General features: G+C 43.7%; 19 protein-coding genes. 8 read left to right on the top strand and 11 right to left on the bottom strand.

Annotated features, from left to right (window positions below; translation table 11 throughout):
• The 5 genes from A3756_RS12225 to A3756_RS12205 form a co-directional block, all read right to left on the bottom strand.
• Nucleotides 1-283, bottom strand: a 283-nt coding sequence (locus tag A3756_RS12225; protein ID WP_156490437.1) for an SDR family NAD(P)-dependent oxidoreductase, incomplete at its 3' end; no start/stop codon positions are given.
• Nucleotides 284-350: 67 nt separating this feature from the next.
• Nucleotides 351-1,271 carry an ACP S-malonyltransferase gene (fabD, locus tag A3756_RS12220; protein ID WP_068553589.1) on the bottom strand — a complete coding sequence of 307 codons (921 nt, stop codon included), beginning with the start codon at nt 1,269-1,271 and terminating at the stop codon, nt 351-353.
• 86 nt (nt 1,272-1,357) lie between these two features.
• A complete protein-coding gene (gene plsX / locus A3756_RS12215) occupies nt 1,358-2,416 on the bottom strand; it encodes a phosphate acyltransferase PlsX (RefSeq protein ID WP_082865234.1) in 1,059 nt (352 codons plus the stop codon).
• 31 nt (nt 2,417-2,447) lie between these two features.
• Nucleotides 2,448-2,627, bottom strand: coding sequence for a 50S ribosomal protein L32 (gene rpmF / locus A3756_RS12210; protein ID WP_068506763.1), 180 nt, complete (start codon nt 2,625-2,627; stop codon nt 2,448-2,450).
• A 51-nt stretch (nt 2,628-2,678) separates the two neighbouring features.
• On the bottom strand, nt 2,679-3,206 hold the full coding sequence (locus A3756_RS12205; RefSeq protein ID WP_068506765.1) for a YceD family protein: 528 nt from the start codon (nt 3,204-3,206) through the stop codon (nt 2,679-2,681).
• Nucleotides 3,207-3,343: 137 nt separating this feature from the next.
• On the opposite strand from A3756_RS12205, the gene A3756_RS12200 reads away from it, so the two are divergent.
• On the top strand, nt 3,344-3,919 hold the full coding sequence (locus tag A3756_RS12200) for a nucleoside triphosphate pyrophosphatase (RefSeq protein ID WP_068506768.1): 576 nt from the start codon (nt 3,344-3,346) through the stop codon (nt 3,917-3,919).
• Here A3756_RS12200 and A3756_RS12195 read toward each other — a convergent pair.
• The 3 genes from A3756_RS12195 to A3756_RS12190 form a co-directional block, all read right to left on the bottom strand.
• Nucleotides 3,916-4,746: an FkbM family methyltransferase gene (locus tag A3756_RS12195; protein WP_082865233.1), complete on the bottom strand. Its 831-nt coding sequence runs from the start codon at nt 4,744-4,746 to the stop codon at nt 3,916-3,918. The genes A3756_RS12200 and A3756_RS12195 overlap by 4 nt on opposite strands.
• A 108-nt stretch (nt 4,747-4,854) precedes the next feature.
• Nucleotides 4,855-4,995, bottom strand: coding sequence for a hypothetical protein (locus tag A3756_RS27710; protein WP_197469960.1), 141 nt, complete (start codon nt 4,993-4,995; stop codon nt 4,855-4,857).
• A 77-nt stretch (nt 4,996-5,072) separates the two neighbouring features.
• Nucleotides 5,073-5,933 (bottom strand): PHP domain-containing protein, encoded by an 861-nt coding sequence (locus A3756_RS12190; protein ID WP_068553588.1) that lies wholly within the window; start codon nt 5,931-5,933, stop codon nt 5,073-5,075.
• A 167-nt stretch (nt 5,934-6,100) separates the two neighbouring features.
• On the opposite strand from A3756_RS12190, the gene A3756_RS12185 reads away from it, so the two are divergent.
• From A3756_RS12185 to A3756_RS12170, 4 genes are all read left to right on the top strand, one after another.
• The gene (locus A3756_RS12185) at nt 6,101-6,832 is read left to right on the top strand and encodes a VC0807 family protein (RefSeq protein WP_068511596.1); all 732 of its coding nucleotides are present in this window, start codon (nt 6,101-6,103) and stop codon (nt 6,830-6,832) included.
• Between the two features lie 54 nt (nt 6,833-6,886).
• Nucleotides 6,887-7,186 carry a YciI family protein gene (locus A3756_RS12180; RefSeq protein WP_068511593.1) on the top strand — a complete coding sequence of 100 codons (300 nt, stop codon included), beginning with the start codon at nt 6,887-6,889 and terminating at the stop codon, nt 7,184-7,186.
• 98 nt (nt 7,187-7,284) lie between these two features.
• Nucleotides 7,285-7,965, top strand: coding sequence for a TIGR04211 family SH3 domain-containing protein (locus A3756_RS12175; RefSeq protein ID WP_082865232.1), 681 nt, complete (start codon nt 7,285-7,287; stop codon nt 7,963-7,965).
• A 274-nt stretch (nt 7,966-8,239) separates the two neighbouring features.
• Complete coding sequence (locus A3756_RS12170) at nt 8,240-8,551, top strand: PilZ domain-containing protein (protein ID WP_068507473.1); 312 nt, start codon at nt 8,240-8,242, stop codon at nt 8,549-8,551.
• A gap of 81 nt (nt 8,552-8,632) precedes the next feature.
• Here A3756_RS12170 and rraA read toward each other — a convergent pair whose 3' ends face one another.
• Complete coding sequence (gene rraA, locus A3756_RS12165; protein ID WP_068511588.1) at nt 8,633-9,130, bottom strand: ribonuclease E activity regulator RraA; 498 nt, start codon at nt 9,128-9,130, stop codon at nt 8,633-8,635.
• A gap of 79 nt (nt 9,131-9,209) precedes the next feature.
• Nucleotides 9,210-9,755, bottom strand: a complete 546-nt coding sequence (locus A3756_RS12160) for a YaeQ family protein (protein ID WP_068511585.1) — start codon at nt 9,753-9,755, stop codon at nt 9,210-9,212.
• Between the two features lie 200 nt (nt 9,756-9,955).
• Here A3756_RS12160 and A3756_RS26680 point away from each other — a divergent pair, with 200 nt between their 5' ends.
• On the top strand, nt 9,956-11,116 hold the full coding sequence (locus tag A3756_RS26680) for a flavin reductase family protein (RefSeq protein ID WP_068553587.1): 1,161 nt from the start codon (nt 9,956-9,958) through the stop codon (nt 11,114-11,116).
• Nucleotides 11,117-11,137: 21 nt separating this feature from the next.
• Nucleotides 11,138-12,235 carry an acyl-CoA desaturase gene (locus A3756_RS26675; protein WP_068511207.1) on the top strand — a complete coding sequence of 366 codons (1,098 nt, stop codon included), beginning with the start codon at nt 11,138-11,140 and terminating at the stop codon, nt 12,233-12,235.
• Between the two features lie 83 nt (nt 12,236-12,318).
• Here the strand turns inward: A3756_RS26675 and A3756_RS12145 are convergent, their stop codons facing one another.
• Nucleotides 12,319-12,807, bottom strand: a complete 489-nt coding sequence (locus A3756_RS12145; RefSeq protein WP_156490436.1) for a hypothetical protein — start codon at nt 12,805-12,807, stop codon at nt 12,319-12,321.
• A 336-nt stretch (nt 12,808-13,143) separates the two neighbouring features.
• On the opposite strand from A3756_RS12145, the gene A3756_RS12140 reads away from it, so the two are divergent.
• On the top strand, nt 13,144-14,274 hold the full coding sequence (locus A3756_RS12140) for a cytochrome-c peroxidase (protein WP_068511209.1): 1,131 nt from the start codon (nt 13,144-13,146) through the stop codon (nt 14,272-14,274).
• Nucleotides 14,275-14,405 lie beyond the last annotated feature (131 nt).

The raw sequence follows: 14,405 nt of genomic DNA, 5'->3' as shown, positions 1-14,405 counted from the left end.
CATCACGGGTAATGCCGGCGTTATTTACAACGATCAAAGGCGGACCATAAGCTTGAGTGACCTGTTTGATGCCTTCTGTGACCGACTCTGGGTCTGACACATCCATCTTAATGCCGTCACCGTCCAAGCCCCACTTTGAGAAATAATGCGAAATTGACGAGGCACCATCTTCTGTTGTGGCAGTACCAATAACCGTTAAGGACTCATCCATGGCCAACTCTTTAGCAATCGCCTGACCTATTCCACGGCTTGCGCCCGTGACTAACGCCACCTTCTTTTCCATTGCCATTTTCCTGTTCTTTATTTTGGTATTTTAACTTGGTGCGCACCGCGCACCCTATACAGCATGTTTAATCTGATAAACCGGAAACTACTTTTTCAAGACTACTCACGTCTGACATAGCCATCGTGTTAACCGTTTTATCAATTCGTTTATTTAAGCCCGCTAGCACCTTACCAGGACCACATTCAACGAAAGTGTCGGCACCTAGCTCAATCAGCTTAGTGACCGATTGTGACCAAAGTACGGGGCTATGCAAATGAGCCAATAAATTTGTCTTTAGCTCTTCCAGGTTTGTGGCTACCTGAGCATTCACATTTTGCACAATAGGAATACCGGGTTCTTTAAATGTCAGTTTCGACATTGCATTTGCCAACTCTTCACCTGCAGGCTGTAACAAGTCACAATGGCAAGGAACACTTACAGGAAGCTTCGCAGTACGACGAGCGCCTTTTTCTTTTGCGATAGCCATCGCCCGGTCCAGCGCATCGGTCGCACCCGATATGACGATCTGACCAGGAGAGTTAAAGTTTGCCGGCGCAACAACTTGCCCTTGGGCTGCCTCTTTACAAGCCTCTTTAGCTTTATCATCATCAAGCCCCAAAAGAGCAACCATACCGCCCTCACCTAGAGGAACCGCTCCCTGCATAAGCTTACCACGAAGGTTAACGAGCTTAACCGTCTCTTCAAAATCCAGTACGCCGCTAGCGATCAAGGCCGTATATTCACCCAAGCTATGCCCACACACATAGTCTGGACGGATGTCAGAGTTTTCTATCCAGGTACGCCACATCGCAACACTTGCCGTTAATACAATAGGCTGAGTAATTTCCGTCTGGTTGATCTTATCTTCAGGCCCATTTAGCGCAATATCTTGAAGATCCTCTCCAATTGCTTCAGACGCTTCAGTAAAGGTTTTTACTGCTAATTCTGACTGCGCCAAGAGATCTGACATCATTCCAATTGACTGAGAACCTTGACCGGGAAACATAAAGACAGTTGTCACAAAATTCACCTTTTAGATAGTTTGACTTGGATATTCAAATAATTAGCGACGCATAGCCACCAAGACCAGCGCTATAGCAAAACCTTTTCCAGCTCGCTATTAATCAGCTCCGGCAGATTAGCTTCCGCCTCTTTATAGGCAAGATCAATCGCTTGCTCAAAAGACTTCGCATTAGCATGCCCGTGACTTTTAACCAAAACGCCTTGCAGACCAAGGAAGATGGCCCCATTGTGAGTGTCTGGGTCTAGCTGCTTCAATGTCTTTGCCAGCAAAGGCAGCATGAGACGACCCAGCAACTTCCGGTACCATGACTCTTTGAAAAAGTCTTTTATACCGGAAAGCAGAATTTTGGCAGCACCCTCGGCACTTTTTAGCGCCACATTGCCAACAAAGCCATCACAAACGATAACATCTGCATAGGAACGAAAGATATCGCCGCCTTCAGCAAAGCCGATATAGTTGAGCGCTTCACTTTCTTCTATTAACGAAGCGGCTAACCTAACCTGCTCATTACCCTTAATACTTTCACCGCCAACATTTAACAGTGCCACCCGGGGATTTTCAACGCCTTTGGTAATTTTTGCTAATACTTGGCCCATGATTGCAAACTGAAGAAGATGTTCGGCCGAACTATCAACATTTGCACCTAAGTCCAGAACGAAACAGCCACCACCTTGAGAAGGAAACATTTTAGTAATCGCGGGCCTATCTATACCGGGAAAGGTTCCCAGTATTGATCGCCCTAACAACATCAAAGCACCGGTATTTCCTGAGCTTACACAAGCTTGAGCTTGACCAGACTTGACCAGTTGGAGTGCCACAGCCATCGAGGAATCTTGCTTACTGCGCAGCACACGAGAAGGACGGTCATCCATAGAGACAACGGTTTCGGCGTGAACAATCGATATTGATGGATTTTCTGGGTAGGAGTGCAACAAAGCCTCCAATTCAACCTGTTTTCCAACAAGGATGATATTGAAGGCTTTGCTTTGGCAGCTGGCTGCCGGAGACGCTTGAGAAGCATCATTTGACTGAAGCTTTTCAAGATAGGCAAAAACAGCAGGGACAACAACCTGAGGGCCATCATCGCCACTCATTGCATCAACTGCAATGGTGATTCCTACAGACATTTCGCCGTCTTCAGAAACTAGTATTTACGTACTAGTCTTCTAATGTCTCAATTACTTTCTTGCCACGGTAGAAACCGTCAGCAGAAACGTGGTGACGCAAGTGCTTCTCACCTGTAGTTGGATCTACAGATAAAGTTGCAGTGCCTAGCGCGTCATGTGAACGACGCATGCCACGTCTTGAACGAGTTTTCTTACTTTTTTGAACAGCCATATTTGTTCTCCCGCGGGTATTTCAAATCAATTGATGAGCTTAGCTCACCGATTATTTCTTTAAATTCAGTTCTGAAAGCACGCTGAAAGGATTCTCTTTGGTCTCTTCGACCTCACTTTCAACACTCTCTTCAATATCACCTTCGTTATACTCTTCAGGTTCGCAATCATCATGATAAGCGAACATTGGCAAACTCAGGATCAATTCTTCTTCTATCACATCCAGTAAAACAAGCTTTTCATCTTCCACCAATAAAGGTTCATAAACACGCGGAAGGTTTTGCGCTTGCTCGTCACTCATTACAATTCCGAGCTGAAACTCAGAACTTATTGTCTTTTTGACCGGATGTAAGCAGCGCTGGCAAAGCAAGTTCAATTCAGCTGAAAGCTTGCCCTTCAATATACGCAGCCTTTGCTCATCCCGTCCAAATTCCAAGTCAATATTAACGACACCCTCAGAATCCACTAACATTGAAGTCAGCCTAGACATGAGATGTACCGCTATATGCCCCTGCAAATCCTTATTCTGGTCTGCATATTTAAAGGGGTCGAGCGTCTTGGGTAACGAGTGATCAGACATAAGCGCGCAATTCTAGGGCCGAAGACCTGTATTGTCAAAGGAAATAAGTGTATTTTTGACATTGATTTAAAAAGACAAGCGCTTTTTGTTGGCCACTGCGCTTTAGCAATGCAACTTCCTGCAATACAAGGATATCTATGGACATCGTACTCGCCTCTTCCAGCACCTATAGAAAGGCGCTTCTAGAAAAAATAATTCAGCACTTCAAGTGTGCATCTCCTGACATTGATGAGTCTCACCTCCCTAATGAAAACTATAAGGAAATGGCCGAGCGTTTATCCATAAGAAAAGCGCAAGCACTGGCTGCATCCCACCCTAATTCGCTAATCATTGGCTCTGATCAAGTCGCATGCTTGGGCGAGCAAATACTTAGAAAACCCCTAAATAAAGAACGCAATCTTGAGCAGCTAACACTCTGCCAAGGCAAAACTGCATACTTTTATACAGGCTTGTGCCTGCTCAATACGAAGACCGGCAAATATCAAAGCGCTGTTGAAAGCTACGCCACCAAATTTCGTAAGCTAAATGAGCAGCAGCTAATCAATTATATAGAACGCGAACAAGCCTATGATTGTGCGGGAGGCTTTAAAATGGAAGGCTTGGGCATATCGTTATTTGAGTCTATTGAGGGCAAAGATCCAAACATACTGATTGGACTACCTTTGATTAGGCTAATCGACATGCTCGCTAAAGAAGGCGTATCTATCCTTTAGCGCTTTTCAAGAATCACATTCATTCGGGTTTGCAGCACCTTTATATAACCCTTCGATAGCGCCATAGAAACCGCTGGGCTTAGTGCTGCATCTTTATGCTGCTCTAGCTGCAGGTATTTGGGCCAGGCAGCTTCTTCTGCGTGATTTAAGAAGCTTTCCAACACAGGAAACTCGAAACCTTCAATATCCATTTTAAGCAGCTCGAGTTTGTCAATATCAGCAAGCGCCAAAATCTCACTAATAGTCAAACCCTTTACATCAATTGAAGTGCTGACTCTCTCAGGGTGCTCAACCCCTTCCGACAAAGAATTACAACCTTGGTTCACCTCATCGAGATAGAGTTTAACCAATGAGTTTTGCGGGCTAGCCGCAAGCTGCAAACACTTACAGCGAGATTGAAGCTGATTAAATTCGACATGCCGCTGCAAGCGAGCAGCGAGCTCTGGGTGCGCCTCTACAGCAACAAGCTTTAGGTCTTTCCGCTCCCACGCAAGTAGCAAACCATAACCGCCGATATTCGCACCTACATCTAGAACTGTAGCCCCATCACTCAAGACGGACGCCAAAAAACGTCGCTCCTGGCCATCGAGCAAGCCAGGCATAGTTAATAAGCGCTTATCGGATAAGTTTCCTTTGGGAAACAACCTGAACTTTAAACCTTCTACCTGAACATCGATAGGTGATTGCTTGCGCATCAATACAGGCTTTCGCATTAGAAAGGCTAGACGCTTAGCAAACCAGTTATTGACCGGTAATTGGTGACAAATACCGAGCAAAGCCTGACACCATGAAGGTAAACGATACCTTCCGAAAGGGAGATTATTCATAGAAAAAGGTCAATTATTTCGTTTCAACATTTCGCCAAGTAGGAGGAATAGCCAAGAGTCGCCCCCTGCTACCCCTCTGCGAGGCACAGCAGCCCCTACTTATAACATTTATGATTCCTTAGATCCTTCCTTTTCTGGCTTAGCCGGCTCTTCCTTTTTGCTGTCACCAATTATTGATTTACCCGGACATACCTTAAATACCGGGCAAGACTTACAACCAGAAACCATTGCGATTGGACATAGTGTCATTTTCTCTCTCCATCTTTTTTATAGACTCTAATCACTTGAGCCCTTATGAATCTTAATAATTTTGAATTGTTCTTTTCTTACTGTAGCTCGAGAGACTGAAAAGCCTCCCACTCCTGCCATACCGGCAGAACACTTTTTGGCAATGAAGGAATACGCCCAAGTTCAGCCCAGCGATATTCAGGCGAATGAAAGTCACTACCGATTGAACCTTTCAACCCCATTCGCTGACACAAATCACTAAGCATCCCGACTTCCCCTTGCTTCTGCCCTGAGGTAACTACCTCAATGCCTTCGCCTCCCTGCGCTTTAAATTCTACCAACATATTGCGCAGCTTAGTCAGGGTCATATTGTATTTTCTGGGGTGGGCAACGACAGCACTCCCCTTTGCGTTAACAATACTATTTACCATGTCTTTTAGCTCTGGCCATAAACTTTTTACATCGCCAACCTTCCCCGCACCCAGATACTTTTTAAAGGCTTCGTTATGATCGCTAACATAAGCTAGGTCAATCATCGCCTGTGCAAAATGAGGTCGGCCAGGGATCCCTGACTGAGTCAAAGCCCGAGCAGCATCTAACAGGCCTGGAAAGCCTTTTTTTTCTAGTTTTTCTGCAATTAGCTCTGCGCGTTGATGACGTGACTGTAACTGCTTTGCTTCAATTTCCTGCATCAAGCCCGAATTCAAGTCATAGTTGTAGGCAAGAACGTGGATGGTAAAGTTTCCCCAAACACATGAAAGCTCGATTCCGGGCACCATTGAAATCCCTTCAACATTTGCTGCGTCAAAAGCTTCTTGCTGACCGGCGACGGTATCGTGGTCAGTTAGAGACAAGAGTTTCACACCATTTGCCGCAGCCCTTTGAATAAGCTCTGTAGGGCTCAAACTGCCATCCGATGACAGGCTATGGCAATGTAAATCTATTGGCGAACGGTTCATAACTCTCCACGATTATCTAAGGTTGGTGTCATTCAGGTTTAATAAAAGCATGTTATGTAAAGATGGTAAGTTTGAACCTTCACAGTTTCCACATATAATCACCAACCTGTAAGCTTATTCACGTACTATTTGTACAACCTTTTAATACGGAACAACGCAATCACCTTATGAGCGAAAATACTATCGACACCTCAACACAGCCAAAGAAGCCTGCACAAAAACAGCAAACCAGTCATTTGTTACTTGAGCTCGCAATCTGCGTTATTTTACCTACCGTTATTCTAAAATATCTGAGCGGCGATGATAGCCTGGGACCTGTATACGCACTAATTTTTGGCCTTTCCTTCCCACTACTCTTTGGTATTTACCAGTTCATCAAAGAGCGAAAATTCGGATTCATCCCAGCGTTAGGCTTTATTAGCATTCTACTCACCAGCGGCATTGGCCTATTGGAACTCGATGCAAAATATATTGCAATCAAAGAAGCCAGCATACCATTGATCATTGCTATAGGTACGATTGTTTCACTAAAAACCAAGTACCCCTTGGTCAAAACATTTATTTATAACGACAAGATTCTGCAAATTGATAAGGTCGATGAAGCTCTCGACAAAAGTAATAACCAAGGCGCTTTTGAACGTGTCTTAAAAACAGCCACTTATATACTAGCGGGCTCTTTCATGCTTTCCGCTGCTCTAAACTATGCATTGGCAAAGTACATAGTCGTCAGCCCTTCGGGAACTGCCGAGTTCAATGACGAGCTTGGTACAATGAACCTGCTTAGCTACCCGGTTATTACAATACCCTGCGTCATCGTGATGATATACGCAATGCTCTACCTCTTTAAGCACATAAAACGATTAACGGGCTTGGATTTTGAAGACATCATCCATCAATAGCCTTAGAATGCTTTAATTAGTCTACGACCAAACATTGAAACAATAGAGAAACACATGTACTACGCAATTATCTCCCAGGATATCGAAAATAGTTTAGAAAAGCGCAAATCTGCAAGACCTGCTCATTTGGCAAGACTAGAAGAACTAAAACAACAAGGCCGCTTATTTGTTGCCGGCCCACACCCTGCGACTGACTCGGAAGATCCAGGTGAAGCAGGTTTTACAGGAAGTTTGGTAATAGCAGAGTTTGGTTCTTTAAACGAAGCCCAAGCATGGGCAGACCAAGACCCTTACGTTGCAGCCGGCGTTTATGAAAACGTTACGGTTAAACCATTTAAGAAAGTTCTACCTTAGTTAGAACACTTATCAAGCGACCTAAACCGGGGCTAACGCTACTGACTTTACGACTCGTTGTTTAAAACGGGCTTACTACGAAATACAGGATACAAATCGTGAAAACATCATTCCTTTCAAAGATCGCGGCCTCTATATGCTTACTCGCGTTGGCTATCAGCTCTGCATCAGCTGAAACTATGTACATAGACGACACCCTTTTAGTTCCCTTACGCAGCGGCGAAGGAGTCGGGTTTAGGATTGTCCACAAAGGACTTAAGAGCGGCACCAAGCTGGAAATTATTGAAAAGCTGAGCTCTGGCTACGCACACGTTAAAACGCCAAGCGGCATAGAAGGCTATCTGCCTTCTAGATATCTAACGGCGCAGCCTATTGCTAAAGTTAAGCTAGCCCAAGCTAATCAGGAGTTAGCTAAACTAAAAGCTAACTACGAAGAAACTCAAACTCAACTGGCCAACTTGAAAAAGAAGCACCAGAGTCTTAGCAAAGAACATACTCAAACCACTTCAGAGCTTAATGCTAATAGCAAAGAGCTAAAGAACATTAAGTCTATTTCGGCCAATGCCCTTAATCTAGATAAGCGAAATCGTGAGCTTAGAGAAAGTAATGAGCAGCTTAGAAACGAATTAGAACTGATCCAAACCGAGAATCTTAGATTAAAAGATAAGTCAGATTCTAACATGATGTTAATCGGGGGTGGCCTGGTAACACTTGGTGTAATTCTAACTTTATTAATTCCTATCATTAAACCTTCTAAGAAAAATGATAGCTGGGCGTAAAAAAGCTTATTTTTTAGGCTGCTTTAAAAACAAACACTTAGTCTATTATTTGCCCATTTCGTTCTAAAAATGAGCAACACACCATAGAAAAACTTTTGCCCCAGCGGTATCATCAAGCTTGATGCGCTGGGGTGAATTTCATCCGCATCAACTTATTACTAGAATCTTACCAATTGCTAATAGTCGAATATCTTGTGGTTTTGCTCTTTGACAGCAACCATATTTAGACATATAAATGAAGGTGAGACATTTATCCATAAGAGGTGTTGAATAGATGAATAACCTGTATAGCCGTACCTGGGATGAAAAACGCGATTTCATCAGAATGAGAGTCGATACTGAAATCACTCTAGCCGTTGATAACTCGGACATCAAAGTAAATGGTTATTGCCGTGACCTTAGTGGCGCAGGCATGTTAATAGAAGTAGAAGAAGAACTAACAGCAGGAGCAACTTGCCGGACATCGCTTCCTTCAAGCAACGATGCGTTTCCCGCTCTGGATGCAACCGTAAAAGTACTACGCTGCACACAGGTCGACGAAAATACTTTTCAAGTAGGCGCAGAAATTGTAGAAATCGCGAGTTAGGCGAAGCAATTTCATAAGCACATAAAAAAGCCCGTGAGCGTTTTTCTCACGGGCTTTTTTATGTGTTCGCTAAAGTCTCTACTAGGCTGGCATTTCCAACTTTTCAGGCGAAACAATAACACCATTATTATCGGCATAAACGTAGTGACCTGGTGTAAAGGTTACGCCACCAAAGGTGACCGGAACATTCAGATCACCAATACCACGCTTTTCAGTTTTACGCGGATTAGTGTTCATTGCCTGAACACCTAGCTGCGTCTGCCCGATCACATCAACATCACGAATGCAGCCGTAAATAACCAAACCAGACCAGCCGTTCGCAGCTGCTTTCTCAGCCAACATATCACCTAACAAGGCATTACGCATTGAACCACCGCCATCAACAACCATCACTCGCCCTTCGCCAGGTAAACCCACCTGTTCTTTGACGATAGAGTTATCTTCAAAACACTTTACCGTAACAATTTCGCCACCAAAGGCATCGATTGCACCGTAATTGTTCATCATCGGTTCCAAGACCTGAACTAAATCCGGGTACTCGTCGCACAAGTCTGGCGTAATGATTTTTGTATTGCTCAATGTTTTTCTCCTCGTTTCAATACATTAGATACACGGAGATTAACCGATTGCAGCTATATTCGTCCATCGCAAAAGACAATTATTCCTCGCCAAGCAGCCGCTCGATATTCAAGTCAACAACACTCTCCCCCAAGCTTACATTCAAACTTCCATCCTGAATCATCACAACGAGCTCCATCGTTCTTTCGACATGCGCAAGCAGTGGCTCGATATCAGCCATCTCTGCACGCAAGACAGACAAATTAGCTATACGCTTCAAATCCTTTGCTAACCCGTCGAACCAGGGGGCAACCTTTTGTCCGCCATAAGCCAATACAACAACTTTATCTGAGCGACCTGAAGCTTTACGGATACGTTTTAAATCAGGTAAGCCCAAGTCGATCCACAACTCTATTTCGTCGGATAAAGACTTGAGCCAGATATCCGGCTCATCATCAGTCGATAAACCCTTGGTAAAACTTAGCGCTTCATCTGCATACAATGAAAAAGCAAGCAAACGAAGCAACATACGTTCAATGGTTTCAGATGGGTGAAGTGCAACATTAAGCGAGTAGCTTTGGTAATGATCTCGATCAAAGTCACTTAGTTGCAAAGTAACTTTATAGATCGTGGACTTCAGCGCCATGGTATCCCCAAGATTCGTTAATAAATAAATGGGCATACTACACAGATATGAAATATTCCGCACAAATTAAATTGCTACAATCTCCACTACCAAAAAATTCGGCCACCTAAATTAGATGATCATACTTATGCGACTGACAATTCTAGACATAATAGAACAAAAAGCGTACAACTGTACCTCGAACTTAGTAGGAGGTCACTATGTCTAAAGGGATGAACAGCGAAAGCCCTATAGCAGAATCGCAAACAATCGCTCAGAAAGCTATTGGCTTCTTAAGCCGCCAACTTACCAATACCGGTAGCTTTGGTGTCTTTTTAGAGCCCATTATTCAGGTTTTTCGCCCAAATTGGCGTCACGGAAGAACTAGTGCTCAAGTACTCTTCATAAGAAATGAAACAGATGACATCTACACGCTGACTTTAAGGCCAGAAAAAAAATGGACTGGTTTTAATGCCGGACAATATGTACAGCTAAGCGTTGAAAAAGATGGCGCAATGCTAACACGTACCTTTAGCCTTTCCTGCTCGCCTAAACACTTTCTTCGCACAGGTGAAATCACCTTAACCATACGCGCAAATGAAGAAGGTGCTGTAACGCCATGGCTCAACCAAGCTTTGAAAAGTGGTGACACTGTTTACTTATCCGAAGCCCAAGGTGATTTCCAACTAAGCAACTCAGTAAAAGACAAAGTATTTATTGCAGGCGGAAGCGGACTAACCCCCATATTTTCAATGCTGAACGAATACCAGAGCAACGCTTGGTATAAGCAGGCTCAGTTGCTCTTTTATGTAAATAATAGCCAATCCCTATTCTTTTCCGAGCAACTTTCTCACCTTGAAGCGAAGGGTTTGCAGGTAACAACTATCTATAGTGACCACCAAGGTAGAATAGATCAGCAGCAGCTGGAAATGTTTGTAGAAGACATCAGCGAAAAAGAATTTTACGTATGTGGGCCTGGGAAAATGATTGAAATTACCCAATCGCTTCTAACGTCCAATACGGTTCCTGAAGCAGATATCCACTTTGAATACTTCGGCCAACAGCCTTTATCTCTTGAGGGAATGAATGCAGACGATGCCGATGAACTGATTCAAGTCGATTACCTGGACTCTCGAAAGCAAGTCACCTTTGACCCTCAGCAGTTTATCGAGTCTGACAAAGCTACCCTGCTGGAAATCTCAGAGAACCAAGGTTTAAAACCCGTTGCGGGTTGTCGAATGGGCGTGTGTCACCAGTGTATTTGTAAAAAGAAGACCGGGCGAGTCTTCAATACGCGAACCCAACAATATTCGGATACCGGAGAAGAAGAAATACAGCTTTGTGTTTCGGTGCCGGTTGGCAAAGTAGAACTTGAACTTTAAGAGATTAATCAGGAAGACATTATGAATCCGAACAATACTCAGAAGCCATCCCGAGAAATCTTAGACGGCTTTGCAGAAGAGCTGGACAAAGTTCGCGCAGACACCCTTAAGAAAGTGGGCGCAAGTGATGCAAAATACATTCGACGTTTAATCGCAATTCAACGCGGCAGTGAAATTGCTGGCCGAATCCTAATGGTAATGGGCTTTGTAAGCCCCCTATTATGGGTGTTGGCAGTTTTACTGTTGGCCTTAGCAAAGATTCTGGACAATATGGAAATTGGCCACAATGTACTGCACGGGCAATATGACTGGATGAATGACCCTAACATTAACTCCAGAAAATTCGAGTGGGATATTGCGGGAGACTCGGGCTCTTGGAAGCGCTATCACAACCACGAGCATCACACTTATACAAATGTTATCGGCAAAGACCGTGACTTTGGCTATGGCATATTCCGTCTTAGCGATGACCTGCCTTGGCGGCCAAAAAACCGCTGGCAGATATTCAGCTACCTAGGGCTTAGCACCTTCTTTGAAGCAGGGATTGCTTACCACGAAGTCGCTGCAGAAAGAATCTTTATGGGCAAGCGCCGCGAGACAAGTTCCCTGCCAATTAGCCGCAAGCAATTAAAGAAAGATTTCTTTAGCAAAATCGGCCGTCAAACCTTCAAGGATTACATATTCTTTCCTTTACTATGCTGGCCTGTGGCCGGGCAAGTATTACTCGGTAACTTAATTGCCAATATCCTTAGAAACCTTTGGACCTCTACCATTATCTTTTGCGGTCACTTTACCGAAGACGCTCATACCTTTACTGAAGAAGAAATTCAGGGAGAGTCACAAGGTGAATGGTATTTCCGTCAGATACTGGGTTCTTCAAATCTAGAGGGCAACAAGTTATTCCATATTATGACAGGTCACTTGAGCTGCCAAATCGAACACCATTTATATCCAGATGTGCCAGCACGTCATTACCCAGCAATGGCTGTTGAAGTTCAGAAGATCTGTGAGAAATATCAGATCCCTTACAATACGGGAAGCTTTTCAAGCCAGTATAAAACTGTTGTAGGACGGGTACTTAAATATTCCAAGCCTACTGCACAAGAAGCTATGGCTTAATACTAAGCTAAGTTTCTTTTCCTTTTACCCTTTAACGCAGCTAATGACCCCAATTGTTAGTTGCGTTTTTTTGTTGTAAAACGCTAAGCTGTTTGCGCCAGCTGGCCAGGATAAGTTATCTCTTGCTTTAAGCGTCTTACATGCAGCTCTTCGACAACCAGACTCTGCTTTTCATCTACCCCTCCACAGCAAGCCCTCAGGTATTCTAGATTTCCACTCACCTTAAAGCTCACATTACCAGATAACATTGCAGACTTAGATTCTCCCATACACTGCTCGTCAACCAAGATCGTATTCTCTCCCTGTGCATCTTTGTAGCTTAACCAAAGAGATACCGGTTTTTTCGCTGCTTGCGCCAAACTCAACCAAACCGCCGCATTAAAGGTTAACAACCTGGGTTTGGCGCTACTAACCTTTTGTTGCGCACTCGGCTTTTGCCTAAGCATCTTTAAAAAGCCCAACCTTTCCTTCGTATTATTTAAATTCTTAGGTACTCGAACATCAGAATACTCACTACGCGGCACTTCACTAAGGGTTTTCAGCATAAGTAATTTTGAAGGTATGGAAGACACAAGAAACTCCTAAATTTGATATGTTTTAAGCTTACCCTATCTACCGCCTACGCACCGCGTGTCAGTCGTTATAAAGCTTGTGCCTTAGCGCACAAGGCTACATTAGCTAATACTGAACTTACATCTCACCACTTACACTCACACAAACTTACAGAATTGACTTGGATCAACAAATGGTAACAGGAATTATTCTCACCTTGTATTAATTATCATTTATATATCTAATACCCACATTACCAGCTTAGACCGGAATCTCTAACTATGAACACAGCCCGCCCCCTGCCAGTCTTTTTCACATACCGGAAAGGCCATTCCAAGCTAGCGTTAAGTCTATTCATGTTGATAGCAATCTGTTCCAGCCACATTGCCCTTGCACAAATAAACTCTAAAGAAGCCCTAGGTGAACTACTCTACTTCGACCCAAACCTTTCATTAAACCGGACTCAATCTTGCTCTAGCTGCCATAACCCTGCGACAGGGTTTGTCGATAAGCGCACACATGACACAAGGCATACTCACCTTGAAGGAATGGTTTCGTTAGGTGACGATCAACAATCTTTTGGTGACCGTAGCGCACCAACCAGCAGCTATGCGAACCAGATTCCTATCTTTCATGTTAATAAGAAAGGAAAGCATGTTGGAGGACAGTTCTGGGATGGCCGAGCAGCAACACTGGCTGACCAAGCGAAAGGTCCTCCACTCGCAGGTATCGAAATGGGTATACCTAACAAAGAAAGTATGCAAGCACGTCTACTTGAATCGGAGGTCTATAAACAAGCCTTCTCTAGCCTATTTGGAAAAGACATATTAAGTAAACCGGGGAAGCTCTATGACGCCATGGCCGAAAGCATCGCAGCCTTTGAAAAAACCGATTTTTTCTCTCCCTTCGACTCAAAGTATGACCGCTATTTAAGAGGCGAATATGAACTTAGTAAGCAAGAAGAACTTGGAATGACCTTATTCTTCTCGCAGCAATTCACCAACTGTAACCAATGCCACCAATTACGAAGCAGCCCAACCGCGCCGGATGAAACCTTCAGCAATTATGAGTATCACAACATTGGTATACCGACAAACCTTGCTGTTCGAAAACAAAACAAGCTCGACGAAGACTATGTCGATATAGGTCTACTCGCGAACGCTCAAGTCCACGATGAAAAGCATAAAGGAAAATTCAAAACACCAACGCTTCGAAATGTCGCCGTCACCAGCCCTTACATGCACAACGGTGTTTTTAAAGAGCTTCGAACAGTTATCGACTTCTATAACAAATATAACTCCAAAAGCGCCAAGCGTCAGATAAACCCAGAAACGGGCGAAAGCTGGGATAAGCCAGAATTCCACGAAACAATCTCTTTTGAGGAACTTCAATCAGGCCCTGCGCTAGATGACAAGCGTATTGATGCGCTAGTCGCATTTTTAAAACTACTGACAGATAAACGATATGAAAGCCTAATCACTGACTAGACTATAAATCTTATTGATAATACTTATCATTTAGAATATCATCTTCGCCATATTGGTCCATTAGGTCATTTTTAAAATTAACTTTCAGGGGTTATCCATGCTTTCTCTAAAATCATCCATTAGAAACTTTG

This window comes from Oleiphilus sp. HI0086 (assembly GCF_001635225.1).
The sequence above is the reverse complement of the archived record's forward strand: the minus strand, read 5'-3'. Positions and strand labels throughout refer to the sequence as shown.

Bases quoted from the DNA above. Each gene is read 5' to 3' on its own strand.
- fabD (WP_068553589.1), bottom strand. From the start codon at position 1,271: ATGTTTCCCGGTCAAGGTTCTCAGTCAATTGGAATGATGTCAGATCTC.
- plsX (WP_082865234.1), bottom strand. From the start codon at position 2,416: ATGTCTGTAGGAATCACCATTGCAGTTGATGCAATGAGTGGCGATGAT.
- rpmF (WP_068506763.1), bottom strand. From the start codon at position 2,627: ATGGCTGTTCAAAAAAGTAAGAAAACTCGTTCAAGACGTGGCATGCGT.
- A3756_RS12205 (WP_068506765.1), bottom strand. From the start codon at position 3,206: ATGTCTGATCACTCGTTACCCAAGACGCTCGACCCCTTTAAATATGCA.
- A3756_RS12200 (WP_068506768.1), top strand. From the start codon at position 3,344: ATGGACATCGTACTCGCCTCTTCCAGCACCTATAGAAAGGCGCTTCTA.
- A3756_RS12195 (WP_082865233.1), bottom strand. From the start codon at position 4,746: ATGAATAATCTCCCTTTCGGAAGGTATCGTTTACCTTCATGGTGTCAG.
- A3756_RS27710 (WP_197469960.1), bottom strand. From the start codon at position 4,995: ATGACACTATGTCCAATCGCAATGGTTTCTGGTTGTAAGTCTTGCCCG.
- A3756_RS12190 (WP_068553588.1), bottom strand. From the start codon at position 5,933: ATGAACCGTTCGCCAATAGATTTACATTGCCATAGCCTGTCATCGGAT.
- A3756_RS12185 (WP_068511596.1), top strand. From the start codon at position 6,101: ATGAGCGAAAATACTATCGACACCTCAACACAGCCAAAGAAGCCTGCA.
- A3756_RS12180 (WP_068511593.1), top strand. From the start codon at position 6,887: ATGTACTACGCAATTATCTCCCAGGATATCGAAAATAGTTTAGAAAAG.
- A3756_RS12170 (WP_068507473.1), top strand. From the start codon at position 8,240: ATGAATAACCTGTATAGCCGTACCTGGGATGAAAAACGCGATTTCATC.
- A3756_RS12160 (WP_068511585.1), bottom strand. From the start codon at position 9,755: ATGGCGCTGAAGTCCACGATCTATAAAGTTACTTTGCAACTAAGTGAC.
- A3756_RS26680 (WP_068553587.1), top strand. From the start codon at position 9,956: ATGTCTAAAGGGATGAACAGCGAAAGCCCTATAGCAGAATCGCAAACA.
- A3756_RS26675 (WP_068511207.1), top strand. From the start codon at position 11,138: ATGAATCCGAACAATACTCAGAAGCCATCCCGAGAAATCTTAGACGGC.
- A3756_RS12140 (WP_068511209.1), top strand. From the start codon at position 13,144: ATGTTGATAGCAATCTGTTCCAGCCACATTGCCCTTGCACAAATAAAC.